The 12,029-nt window shown below is 36.2% G+C and carries 8 protein-coding genes and 2 pseudogenes; 5 read left to right on the top strand and 5 right to left on the bottom strand.

What is annotated here, in order from left to right; translation table 11 throughout:
• Positions 1-206: 206 nt before the first annotated feature.
• The 3 genes from ltrA to metG all read right to left on the bottom strand — a co-directional run bounded on the left by ltrA (position 207) and on the right by metG (position 3,844).
• Positions 207-1,457, bottom strand: coding sequence for a group II intron reverse transcriptase/maturase (ltrA, locus tag ACJZL3_RS02020; RefSeq protein ID WP_419198671.1), 1,251 nt, complete (start codon positions 1,455-1,457; stop codon positions 207-209).
• Positions 1,458-1,500: 43 nt separating this feature from the next.
• Positions 1,501-1,623, bottom strand: a complete 123-nt coding sequence (locus tag ACJZL3_RS02015; RefSeq protein ID WP_419198591.1) for a hypothetical protein — start codon at positions 1,621-1,623, stop codon at positions 1,501-1,503.
• A gap of 583 nt (positions 1,624-2,206) precedes the next feature.
• Positions 2,207-3,844, bottom strand: a complete 1,638-nt coding sequence (metG, locus tag ACJZL3_RS02010) for a methionine--tRNA ligase (RefSeq protein ID WP_419198877.1) — start codon at positions 3,842-3,844, stop codon at positions 2,207-2,209.
• Positions 3,845-4,001: 157 nt separating this feature from the next.
• On the opposite strand from metG, the gene ACJZL3_RS02005 reads away from it, so the two are divergent.
• The gene (locus ACJZL3_RS02005) at positions 4,002-4,424 is read left to right on the top strand and encodes a TrbC/VirB2 family protein (RefSeq protein ID WP_233395601.1); all 423 of its coding nucleotides are present in this window, start codon (positions 4,002-4,004) and stop codon (positions 4,422-4,424) included.
• 11 nt (positions 4,425-4,435) lie between these two features.
• Here the strand turns inward: ACJZL3_RS02005 and ubiG are convergent, their stop codons facing one another.
• On the bottom strand, positions 4,436-5,611 hold the full coding sequence (ubiG, locus tag ACJZL3_RS02000; RefSeq protein WP_419198876.1) for a bifunctional 2-polyprenyl-6-hydroxyphenol methylase/3-demethylubiquinol 3-O-methyltransferase UbiG: 1,176 nt from the start codon (positions 5,609-5,611) through the stop codon (positions 4,436-4,438).
• A gap of 195 nt (positions 5,612-5,806) precedes the next feature.
• Here ubiG and ACJZL3_RS01995 point away from each other — a divergent pair.
• From ACJZL3_RS01995 to ACJZL3_RS01980, 4 genes and pseudogenes are all read left to right on the top strand, one after another.
• Positions 5,807-5,896 (top strand): annotated as a pseudogene (locus ACJZL3_RS01995) (WPE palindromic element domain-containing protein); the annotation flags it as partial.
• 615 nt (positions 5,897-6,511) lie between these two features.
• Positions 6,512-8,260, top strand: a complete 1,749-nt coding sequence (gene dnaG, locus ACJZL3_RS01990) for a DNA primase (RefSeq protein WP_010082533.1) — start codon at positions 6,512-6,514, stop codon at positions 8,258-8,260.
• 237 nt (positions 8,261-8,497) lie between these two features.
• The gene (locus ACJZL3_RS01985) at positions 8,498-9,580 is read left to right on the top strand and encodes a Fic family protein (protein WP_010082532.1); all 1,083 of its coding nucleotides are present in this window, start codon (positions 8,498-8,500) and stop codon (positions 9,578-9,580) included.
• Between the two features lie 201 nt (positions 9,581-9,781).
• Positions 9,782-10,864 carry an efflux RND transporter periplasmic adaptor subunit gene (locus ACJZL3_RS01980; RefSeq protein ID WP_010962527.1) on the top strand — a complete coding sequence of 361 codons (1,083 nt, stop codon included), beginning with the start codon at positions 9,782-9,784 and terminating at the stop codon, positions 10,862-10,864.
• A gap of 57 nt (positions 10,865-10,921) precedes the next feature.
• Here ACJZL3_RS01980 and ACJZL3_RS01975 read toward each other — a convergent pair.
• A pseudogene (locus tag ACJZL3_RS01975) lies at positions 10,922-12,007 on the bottom strand (IS3 family transposase).
• Positions 12,008-12,029: the final 22 nt, after the last annotated feature.

Here is a 12,029-nt window from a genome sequence, read left to right as displayed (position 1 = left end):
TTTAACCATATTGATCAGGTGTTGCAAGCCGTTATCTTACACATCTTCAGATAACTCTCGCTTTACATACATGCTCTTGTCCTCCTTCCCTTTCGGGTTAAAGTTAGTTGTTCACCTCGAGGCCATTTATTCTGAACCCCGCTTAGCTCTGCTAAGTATTTCTTAATGCGTACCACGGCGCACCCTCGCGACTCACACAGCTCCCATTATTCAGTCTTTTGACCTAAAGCTAGTGTCCAGTGGTAAAAAGTATTTGTCCCTTCTTTCCTCATTTTTCCTAGAAGTTGCCTCGCTAGTCTTCCATGATTTCGAAGCTTCTTATACTTTCTTCTGACCCACTTTTCTAGGTGCTGCTCTATGTTTCTCAGAGGTTTATATATCTCTTTCCTGTAAAACCTGCCATAGTACTGATACCAGCCTCTGACTATTGGATTTACTGTCTTTGATATTTCCTCTAATGTTTTGTGTGTATTTCGTAGTATTTTCCAGGACCTTATGGTTGTAGTAATATTTTTCTTGGCCTTGTTGCTAATTGCGGGAAGAAATGAAACAAAATGCTTTCCTATTTTATTTCTTGCTAACCTGGGTCTAAATGTGTAACCCAGAAAATCAAAACTTTGTTTAGGAAATTCATTTTTCCTATTGTCATCCTTGCAGTACACAATTTGTGTCTTTGCAGGATGTAATTTTAGCTTATACTCAGCCAGTCTTTCTTCAATTGCTACCCTCATAAATTCCGCCTGTCTACTACTCTTGCAGTGCACTATCGCATCATCTACATACCTCTCAAATGGTATTGTTGGGCACTTTCGTCTCATCCACTCATCAAATACATGATGCATAAATATGTTTGAGATCAGCGGGCTTATTGAACCTCCTTGCGGAACTCCTTTATCCCTAACTACCTTACTTCCATCTGCTTGCTGAATTGGCGCTTTCATCCATCTTTCAACATACAGTATGACCCATTTGCAGTCTGTGTGCCTTTTGATAGCTCGCAATGCCAACTCGTGGTCCAAATTGTCGAAAAATCCTGCTATATCAAGATCTATCGTCCAATCGTACCACCAGCATCTTTTCCTCGCAGTTCCTACCGCATCCAGTGCAGATTTGTTTGGTCTATAACCATATGAATCTTCATGAAACTTCGGGTCTACTAACGGTTCTAGATACATTGTAGCTGCTGTCTGCGCTATCCTGTCCGATACTGAAGGGACACATAAAATTCTTTGTCCCCCTTCTGTACCTTTTGGTATTGCTACAGCTTCTACAGGCTCTGGAAAATAACTTCCAGATGACATTCGATTCCATAGCTTGTACAGATTATCTTTTAGATTTTCTTCAAACTTTGTTATCGTAACCTCATCTACACCAGCAGCACCCTTATTTTTCGATACTTGTTTATAAGCTCTCCAAATAACTTGCTTCGGTATATCAAAAGACTTTGTTTTACTCATTAACTCCTCCCTTTCGGTTGATAAATAATTAAAACTGAATAACTCAGCCCCTTCGCTCCATTTCCATTACAGAAATTTCTTCACTACTACGAGCTGATCCGCCCCTGTTCTTCGCATCGGTACTCTCATCCTTGAAGTTTAGCTTCTTGGATTTCTCCCTTATCATCGAAATGACAGGTTCCCGCAGTTCTACACAATAGCCCAAAATGGATCCGCGCCACCTATATGCCGGACGCCATCTATCCAGTAAACAAGTTTCCGATAGATTTATCCCAGGTTAGGCTAGAACACCTGGTTTTGACATCTTCTATGAAGTTTCGACACTTCATCAGTGGTTCATTTGCATTCGCCTCTCCATTTTACACATGACGCATAATTGCGCCTTTTCCATAACGCTCACTACCATGGCTCTTTACCAAAGCAGCTTATGGCTGTTTGAAGCCTGCTCTTGTAAACCGGCTCCGAGGGACCTACCCTCATCTATTGTGCAGCTTCAACTGATCGCTTCTACGGCACACCTAGCCCAGAAAGTCAGCCAACTAAAGAAGAAAATGGTCAAGGCTGGTTTGCATGGAGCCTAGGAAAGGTTAAGTCGGCAATTACTGAAGTAGTAGTGATAGGTGCTGATATTACTAAACCATATTGTGCTAAAGTAACTAAGGCACTTGCCACCTAACTTGAATATGTAGACAGCGGTGTGCACCGTCGTTAACTAAAGATAATCCCATCCAGGAGAAATAGTTTTTACACTATTTCTCCTCTTTAGCATCAACCCTCAAAAAAACCGGCGTAGGTTTAGGCAATGTTATGCCTGAACTTACGCACGCGTCGCACAAAGATTTTAAATCTCGTTGTTCTTTCGGAATTTGCAGTTGATTTAGTATCATCTCTGCTGACTTGGGAACGATTGGCTGCAATAAAATGCCTATTATCCTGATATATTCCAGTAACTTGTAAATTACTAAATTCATGCGCTCTCTGTCAGTTTTGCTTAGTGTCCAGGGTGCACTTTTGTCTATGTAGGCATTTGCTTCAGAAGAGATGTTGATGATTAGAAGTATGATATGGTTAAATTCATACTTTGATAGGTGATTCATCACTTGATCGAGTATAGCTTTGCAACCTGGAAGACTTTCTTCACCTTTAAGTAGGCTTTGATCGATTGTTGGTACAATTCCAGAACATTGCTTGTGTAAAAATGAAATTGTTCTTTGTACTAAATTGCCTATGTTGTTTGCCAGTTCTGAATTTATCCGGCTGATCATATTTTTCTTACTAAAGTTGCCATCTTGGCCGAAGCTTGCTTCCCTGAGGAGAAAATAGCGTAGCTGATCAACACCAAACTCTTGAGCGAGGCCAATTGGATCTATGACATTACCAAGGGACTTGGATATTTTCTCTCCCTCGTTCAACCACCAACCATGAACTGCAATTTGTTTTGGCAGTGGCAGGTCTGCTGCAAGGAGAATCGCTGGCCAATATACAGCATGAAAGCGCAATATGTCTTTACCGATTACATGAACGTTGAAAGAGTTGTCAGCTAGGTTTGCAGCGCTTGACACTGGAATCTGCGTTTTCCCTTGGTTTGGTGTCATTCCAGTGCTTGACACTGGAATCTGTGTTTCTGGTTCTGCCCAAAACCTCTTATATTCCTCACCTTCAGTACTAGGGAAACCTATTGATGTAAGATAATTGGTTAATGCATCTATCCAGACATAGATTACGTGTTTGTCATTACCTGGTACTTTTATTCCCCAGTTAAAACTAGTGCGAGAGATTGAGAGGTCAATGAGCCCTGATCTTACAAACGATATCACTTCATTTCTTCTGCTCTCAGGAAAGATAAAACTTGGCTGATTTTCATAGAGTTCCAGTAATTTTTCTTGCCAGTTTGATAAGCGAAAAAAGTAACTCTCTTCTTTTATCCACTGGACCTCAGCACCTGTTGGTGCTTTGCCATCTATCAGCTCTGACTCCTGATAAAATGCTTCATCACGAACTGAATACCAACCCGAATAGGAATCCAAATATATTTGCCCTCTCTCTTCAAGTCTATTCCATAAAGCTATAACTGCTTTTTTGTGACGTTCCTCCGTAGTGCGAATAAAATCGTCATACTCAAAATTCATGAACTTAGCCAATTCTTTAAATGAAACGCTCACTTCATCTGTAAATTCTTTTGGCTGCATTTCCTTTGCTTTAGCTGCTTTTTCTATTTTTTGTCCATGTTCATCTGTACCAGTGGTAAATTTGACATTTTTCCCAGCTAGTTTCATGAACCTTGCCACCACGTCACACAAGAGAGAAGTGTATGCATGACCAATATGCGGCTTATCGTTTACGTAATATACTGGCGTGGTGATGTAAAAGTTCTCGAATTGTTCCATGGTTTAGCATTTTGATAAAAATCAACTGAGTTAATTATAGTATTAAAAAGGCAGTAATAAATAAATATTGATTGGGTTAAGCATAATTTTTGAAAAAAGCTATTTACTGAAATTTTATTAAAATAAGAAACAATCAGGCATGATTATTGAAAGAACAATGAGAAATTTTCTTGTAATTCTATTTATAGTTTTCTATGCATTTGATGCACACGCTGATGGAGCAACAGATGTAATGTGTAATGTAATAGGTTACGTTCATGGAATAGGTGGACCAATGATTACAGTGGTAATAATTGGTTCAAGCTTACTTGCAATATTTGGCAGAATGCCTTGGCCTGCACTTTTCGCACTGGGTATGTTTGTTGCTGTGTTTTTTGGTGCTCCTCAAATTGTAACAAAGGTAACAGAAAAAGAAGTTTGTTGTCTTTTTAAAGGTCAAACCTTGGAGAATGGAAAGTGTGTTGCTGCTCCTGGATATGAACGTGTAGGTACAGGTTATGCTTGTCGTTCCGGTTGGGCGCTAACTAATAAAGGCTACTGTATAAAAGCTGGCCAAGATCCTTCAAAGTATTGGAAGTGAAAATGGTGCTTTTATAGAGTTAAATCTAACAAACCGCAGAGTATATAATTAACATCCACGCCTTTAGTTAGATTCCACTCACGCTTTATTACGTTGTACTCCATGCCAGCCATGTTTTGCAGCGTTACATTATTTTCTCTTAAGTGATTTGCAATTTCTGACGGTCTGAGAAATTTATTCCAGTTATGTGTACCTTTTGGCAGCCAATTTAATATGTACTCTGCACCAATTATTGCAAGACAAAAGGATTTAATAGTTCTATTTATTGTGGATATAAAGATTAACCCCTCCGGTTTTAGCAGTTCTATCGCTTTTTTCATGAAAAGCTCTAAATTATCCACATGTTCAACTACTTCCATCAGCAGAACCACGTCGTACTTCTTGTCATTGCTTAGCTCTTCAATGCTGGTGTGTATATATTCTATATTTAACCCTACTTTTTTTGCATGTGAATGCGCTACTTTTATGTTTTCTTCACATACATCTATTCCCACAACGTTAATGCCAACGCGTGCCATTGACTCTGACAAAATGCCACCACCGCATCCAACATCAAGCAATGATAATTCTTTCAAATTGCATTTTTTTAACTCTTTTATTTTCTCAATAATGTAAGATACTCTAACAGGATTCATTATGTGCAATGGTTTGAATTTGCCGTTCTCATCCCACCACTGGCCTGCCATTTTAGCGAATTTTGATATTTCATCTTCGTTATAAGTTTTTGTTTTTTTTTTCTTAGAGGTTATATTGCTGAGTTTATCAAGGCGTTTTTTATGTCTGCTTTCTTTTGAAAATTCTGTTTCGAGGAATTGTTTGACTATGTCTTTTGCTAATCCACTCGCAGTAAATCCTGCACCAAGACACAGTACATTTGCGTTGCCATGCTCGCGAGCTAATTTTGCGATCTCAACACTGTTACATAAAGCAGCGTAGATTCCTTCAAAACGATTTGCCACAGTACTCATGCCCAAACCTGTACCACAAATTAATATCCCATAATTTGCTTTTTTGCTTGTTATATCTTCTACAACTTTAACAGCATAGTTTGGGTAATCTACACACTTTTGCTTAGCAGTGCAGCCTTGATCTACTACTCTGTAACCTAGGGCTTCCAGGTAAGGTTTTATTTCTGATTTTAATTCATAACCAGCATGATCTGAGGCAATTGATACTATACCTAACATATAAGAAATAAGGACATTTTATATGGGTTTGAACTTTCTGTCAAGTCATTCAATGCTTCTGACCTTTTGGGAGTTCTAAAGCTATAGCTAAGGTTTTCCTACGTCATACCGCAATTCATTCCACAACTGTACGAACATTGTGATTTGAGAATAATCTCCGCCAGGAAGGGTGTCATCCCAGTGCTTTGGCACTGAGATCCAGAAAACTTAATTTTAAATAAGTACACCAGATAGCTGTATAATAAGAACTGGATTCCAGTGTCAAGCACTGGAATGACACCTTCTGTATAAATATTAAGAAATTTACCAAACGAAAAAAAAGGCAAAAGAAGCCCCGTGGTTGGCTAATTACTTACATTATACTTTCAAGTATGGCGTTTTTTTATTCTAAACACTTAATAACCGCGATTTAGCTGCTTTTAAGCCGCAACTAATCTAAATTATAAACGTTAAGAAATTTACTAAACAGAAAAAAAGGCAAAAGAAACCCTAGGGTAGCTAGTTATTCACTATCCATTTTTTAAGTTGGCGTTTTTTAATGTTTTAAATGCTTTATAAGCGTATTTCAGCTTGTGTAGGTCAAAACCCGGAAATTTGATAAAGACATAAGGTGCACATAGTGCAAAAAATTAAACATGAGACGCCAGATACGTTGAGTTTTTTTGTCATTTAATCTGTACAGAGAAGATAAATAAATAGCTTCAGTTTCATGATAAGGGCGCTGGCGAGGTTTGTCAAGGAAGTTTTTTGTTTCTGTGGGCTACCTGGATGACAGGATTGCTCTTGAATTTGTATAGCTACATTGTCGGTAAATCCAAATTGCTTTAGTTATAGAAATAAATTTCGAGTCAGATGTGTATAAATTCTATATAATTTTTATCCTACTACTAATTTAACAAGATGGATCATATAGATATTATAAAATCAAAATTATTATTATCCGACCTAGTAGGTAAAAAAGTCAGATTAATAAAAAGAGGAGATAGTTTTGTTGGGCTCTGTCCATTTCATAACGAAAAAACCCCATCTTTTTCGGTGAGCAATACTAAGGGGTTATATTACTGTTTTGGTTGCTTGGCTAGTGGTGATGCATTTGAATTTATTTCACAAACTGAAGGATTAAGCTTTAAAGAAGCATTGGAAAAATTAGCATCGGTTACAGGTGTTGAACTGCCCAAAAATCTTAGTATTACAAAAGAGGACAATAAACTATTTTTAGCGCTTGATTTAGCTGCAAATTGGTTTGCACAAAAAAATCAAGGTGTTGTAGATTATTTAAAGCAGCGTAAGATTTTACCTAAAATCATAGATAAATTTAAGATAGGTTATGCACCAAGCTCTGGTTTGAAAGAGTATTTAAACTCTTCAGGTATTGAAGACAAAATTTTAATTGATATTGGATTAGTAAACAAAAATTTTCATGATTATTTTTATGACCGGCTGATATTTCCTATACAGAGCATTGCAGGGAGAGTTATTGGTTTTGGCGGACGTGCGCTAAGTTCTGAGCAACAGCCGAAATATTTAAACAGTCCAGAGAGTCAGCTCTTCAAGAAGAGGGAGAATTTATACGGATTAAACTTTGCTTTAAGCGAAATACGTAAAAAACAGCACATACTCGTTGTTGAAGGATATATGGACGCTATAGCGCTACATCAAGCGGGAATTAGTAATGCAGTTGCTCCGCTTGGTACCGCAATTTCTGCAGAACAGATAAAAAATCTATGGAGATTTGCTAAAGAAATCTCCATCTGTATGGATGGCGATAGTGCTGGACGTCATGCTGCTACTCGAGTTGCAGAACTTGCTCTGCTAATATTAGAGCCTGGATACACGTTAAAGTTTGTGACTTTGCCGAGTAATAAAGATCCATACGATATATGTAACGAACTGGAATACAAGAAAGAAGACGTGTTGACTGCTCTTGACCATTCAACAAAACTGCATTCTGAATATTTATGGCATCACATAATCGATAGCAATTTGCAAAATTATGAAAAACTTGCTCCGGAAAAATATTCAATTCTTGAGCACAAGTTCATGGAATATGTAAATACTATTAGCAACAGCAGTATTAGAAGGTATTACAGAGATTATTTTTACAATAAGGCTAGTGAACTAAGAAGTAGCTTCAAAAAACAGATTTTTAATAGTAAAACTAGAGCAACAAAAGGTGAGTATCTTCATAACAAGTCTCCAGAGCTAATTGAAGCAGAGCAAAATCAGGCCGTAATTTTGCGTATAGCCGTAGAATTTCCTGAAATCTTGAACCGTCCTATATTTTTTGAGCAATTTTCTCATTTTGAATTTACTAATGAGATGAAAAGATTACAACAGCGTATAATTGATGTAATAAGTAACAAAAGCAACCTCGATAAAGAGGCTTTGTTACAAGAATTGAAACAGTTTAACGTTATAAAGTATGTATTTGAAAAAACTAGTGTACTAAATAGCCAACTGAACGAGAGAAAATCTGCAGAAATTGTGTGGAATAATATAGTGTTACTAAAAGAGTTAAATGCATTACGAAAAGAAAGAACCGAAGCGAGGCTGAGCGGTAATCTTGACTTAGAGGAAAGGTTGATAGAACAAATAAAGCAAATAGAAAGCAGTATACAAGAAATGCAAATGGAGTTTATTGAAAAGTAGATATCGTCTCGTTAGTCAACAAGAAAATTACAAAATAAGACAATATTTTACATAAGATTGAAATTTTTAACTAATTAAGCCTTCCTCTAACAGCTTTGCCCTGTAGTTTTTGATATGGTTAGGATCACTTGAAAATGTATAATTTTTGTAGTTAGCTCTGCTGTGCATATAAAGTTTACTATTGACTTTTATCACATTATCTCACATTATCTCACATAATATGCATGTGAGAAGAATATGAACTGGAAGAATTTTCGTCTTAGTACGCGTCTCAACCTAGAAGGGCCTGTAATTGAGCAAGTGTACGAGTTAATTACTGCAGTTGATAGTGTTAAAAATAGCTGGCAGATAACGAAAAAACTACTACCACAAACAATTGAAAGATTAACTCATTCAGTTATTGTTACATCTTCTGGCGCTTCTAACCGTATTGAAGGAAATCGTCTAACCGATAAAGAAGTTGAGGATCTATATAAAAACCTACGTGTCAAAAAATTTAAAAATAGAGATGAGCAAGAAATTGCTGGCTACTTAGAAATGCTTACACTAATATTTCATGATTATACGGATATTCCAATTAGTGAGTCATCAATATTGCACATTAACAACCAGATGCTACTTTATAGTGAAAAAGATTTGTATCATAGAGGAAAATACAAAGCAAGTTCTAATAGAGTTGAGGCAAAAGATCAGAATGGAAAAGTTGTTGGTATAATTTTTGATCCCACACCACCTTACCTTGTTAGAAAGGAAGTACAAGAGCTTATTGATTGGTATCACTGGTCCTTAAATAATAAATTTAAGCATCCTCTTATTATTATTGCTAACTTTGTTTTTGAGTATCTGGCAATACACCCTTTTCAAGATGGGAATGGCAGAACTAGTAGATTGATGACTAATTTAATGCTGTTGCAGCAGGGTTATGATTTTGTATCTATTGTATCACATGAAAAGATAATTGAAACTAACAAACTTGATTACTATTTAGCGCTTAATAAAACACAAAGTAGCTGGAAAAGTGGCAAAGAAGATATTTCCCCGTGGTTAATATTTTTTCTTAATGTACTCAAAACGCAAGCAAATGAGGCGCATTATATTCTTGAGAGGGAGAATACTGAATATTTATTATCAAGAAAACAATTGTTCTTCTGGGAATGGGCACTTAGCCTTGCAGATAAAGAATTTAGTAGAAAAGATGCTATAGAAGCTCTAGGATTTCCTCCAAGAACAGTAGAGGCAATTACAAAGAAACTGCTAGGGATGAAATACTTACAGCGTCTTGGAGAAGGCAAAGCCACTAGATATAAAGTTATTATTTAAAAGTTTTAGTATGTTTTTCGAGATTTTTTTAAATCCAGTCTTATGCACAACTTTGTTTGCAATTTTATTCGATTAAAAATTGCATTTTAGCAATAAAAAACTTACTTATTGTAGGAAAATCTTGTGTTTGTTCTCATATAAAACTATTTATGGAGTGACAATGGTACATGTATTATACTTACATTTCTGATTCGAAAATTTATGCAGTTGTTTCTAACAAGATTGATCAACAAATTCTATTGTTTAAAGATGAGAAATAAAGTAATCATCATTTCCAGTATTGCTTTTATTCTACTGTTTTTTATCAGCAGTGCATTTTTAAAAAAAGATCAGGCGGTTCATAGCGATAATGCAACTAGTAGCTTTTCAGTAAAAACTCAAGAATGTGCGCCGCAAAACCGCACTATATATTTAAATTTTTCTGGTACAGTAAATCCCTTACATAGAGCTAGCCTTGTCTCAAAAATAAGTGGTAAGATTATTGCTATTTATTTACCTGATGGTGAAAAGGTAAAAAGAGATGATGTAGTGTTAAAGATAGAAGATTATGACAGGATTGAGCAAGCTCAGAAAGCCAAAGCTTTATTAAAGCAGCGTGAAATTGAGTATGATTCCTCTCACAAACTGAATAAAAAAGGCTATGGGGCACAAATACAAGTAGAAGCAGCTTTTACTGCGTTACAAAGTGCAAAAGCTGACCTAAAAAGGCTAGAATTGGATTTAGAAAATACTGCAGTCACATCTCCTATAGATGGTTATATTGATAAAATCAATGCAAACGAAGGGGATTTTGTTAATGCTGGGCAAAAAATAGCTGACGTGGTTAATTTCGATCAAATTCTTGTAGTGTTATACGTTTCGGAAAATGAAGTAAATAAAATAGAGCTAGGCAGCACAGCTCAAATTAATTTGCTGGACGGAAAAGAATTGGCAGGTGAAGTAAGTTTTATTAGTAAAATTGCTGAGCCTAAAACTGGGTCTTATAGGGTAGAAGTAAAGGTAACTAATAATAAAATGATATCCTTGCAGGGACTAACTGCCAACGTAAGGCTACCTTCAGGCGAAAGATTTGCATATAAAGTTCCTTCTTCAGCCCTGAGCTTAAGTGACGAGGGTGCTCTTGGAATAAAGATTGTTGATGACAATAATTATGTAGTATTTGCACCAATAGAAATTGTTGATCATGAGAGCGATGGGGTTTGGATAGTAGCAAATAACGAAGATAAACCCATAAAGTTAATAGTATTGGGCCACCTATTTGTTAAGCCTGGTGATAAGGTTTAAGACATAAGATCCTTTGACCTTACCCAGAAAAAGTGGAGAGAAAGTGTGGAATGTTTTTTACAAAAAGAATGATGCATCAAATTGTTCTGGAATGCAATAGTTAATAGTGACGTTGTTTGTTATAAAAAATTTCTATGTATTCAAATATTGCAGTTCTAGTTTGTTGAGCAGAGTGTTGTGAAGTATCAATAAGTATTTCTCTTTTCAATGAGCTAAAGAAGCTTTCTGCAACAGAATTGTCGTAACAACAGCCTTTATTACTCATCTATATTCTTTACAGCTAAGAGATATTGATACCCTTGCGCAGTATATTGTGAACCTTGGTCACTGTGCAGCAGTAGATTTTTAACAGGTTTACGCCTATTAATGGCCATTAATAAAGAGTTCATAACCAATTGTTTATTTATTGCACTACTCATTAACTACCATACGTGAGAATTATTGCTGCCAAATATAGCCATCCCTCCTTGGTTTTGATGTAAGTAATCCCATACTTTATTTGGTTGATCAACAATAAAGTTTTGATCTAGTATATTGGGAGCTACAGCTCTATTATCTGTTTGTTGTTTTTTAATTTTAAACTTTCTTCTCAGTATAGCCCTGATGTCATTTTTCTGCATAATACTTTGCACCGTTTTCAAATTGCAACTTTTACCCAAAGCCTTCAATTCAGCATGAATTTTAGGAGCTCCATATCTACATTTAGAAACTTGATATATTTTTTGAATAGCTTCGAGTAGCTCTTTATTTGCTGATTCTCTACTGCTTATTTTTCTTGTGGTCCACTTATAGTAGCCACTAGCAGAAAATCCTACATAATTCCTGTACTTTATAGCAGTTACTATGCTCTTTTATAAAAAAATATTTTACTCTTTTTGACTGGCCAGGGCTTTTTTTTAAATGTCTCTTTCCCTTGTTACTCTTGCTTTGTAAATCAAACCTCTCTTTGTCATAAGGTGCTACATCTGGAAATGCATTTGCCGCTGACTTTTTTTCGTTATATTTCTTCATCCATTTTCCTAATACACTATCCCTTATTCCTAGATCTCTTGCTACTTTTGCAACTGGTTGACCTACCTTTCTTTGTTCATTTGCCAGTTTAACAGCTTCCAATTTGAATTCTGCTGTATATTCTCTTACCATTTGGAGAGTAGACCGGCGGAAC

The sequence above is a fragment of the Wolbachia endosymbiont of Rhagoletis cingulata genome (assembly GCF_048537655.1).
Taxonomy (GTDB): Bacteria; Pseudomonadota; Alphaproteobacteria; order Rickettsiales; family Anaplasmataceae; genus Wolbachia; species Wolbachia pipientis.
The sequence above is the reverse complement of the archived record's forward strand: the minus strand, read 5'-3'. Positions and strand labels throughout refer to the sequence as shown.

What these genes read in the sequence shown, in the direction of transcription:
- dnaG (WP_010082533.1), top strand. Translation starts at nt 6,512, where the DNA reads ATGGATCATATAGATATTATAAAATCAAAATTATTATTATCCGACCTA.
- metG (WP_419198877.1), bottom strand. Translation starts at nt 3,844, where the DNA reads ATGGAACAATTCGAGAACTTTTACATCACCACGCCAGTATATTACGTA.
- ubiG (WP_419198876.1), bottom strand. Translation starts at nt 5,611, where the DNA reads ATGTTAGGTATAGTATCAATTGCCTCAGATCATGCTGGTTATGAATTA.
- ACJZL3_RS01985 (WP_010082532.1), top strand. Translation starts at nt 8,498, where the DNA reads ATGAACTGGAAGAATTTTCGTCTTAGTACGCGTCTCAACCTAGAAGGG.
- ACJZL3_RS01980 (WP_010962527.1), top strand. Translation starts at nt 9,782, where the DNA reads ATGCAGTTGTTTCTAACAAGATTGATCAACAAATTCTATTGTTTAAAG.
- ACJZL3_RS02015 (WP_419198591.1), bottom strand. Translation starts at nt 1,623, where the DNA reads ATGATAAGGGAGAAATCCAAGAAGCTAAACTTCAAGGATGAGAGTACC.
- ltrA (WP_419198671.1), bottom strand. Translation starts at nt 1,457, where the DNA reads ATGAGTAAAACAAAGTCTTTTGATATACCGAAGCAAGTTATTTGGAGA.
- ACJZL3_RS02005 (WP_233395601.1), top strand. Translation starts at nt 4,002, where the DNA reads ATGAGAAATTTTCTTGTAATTCTATTTATAGTTTTCTATGCATTTGAT.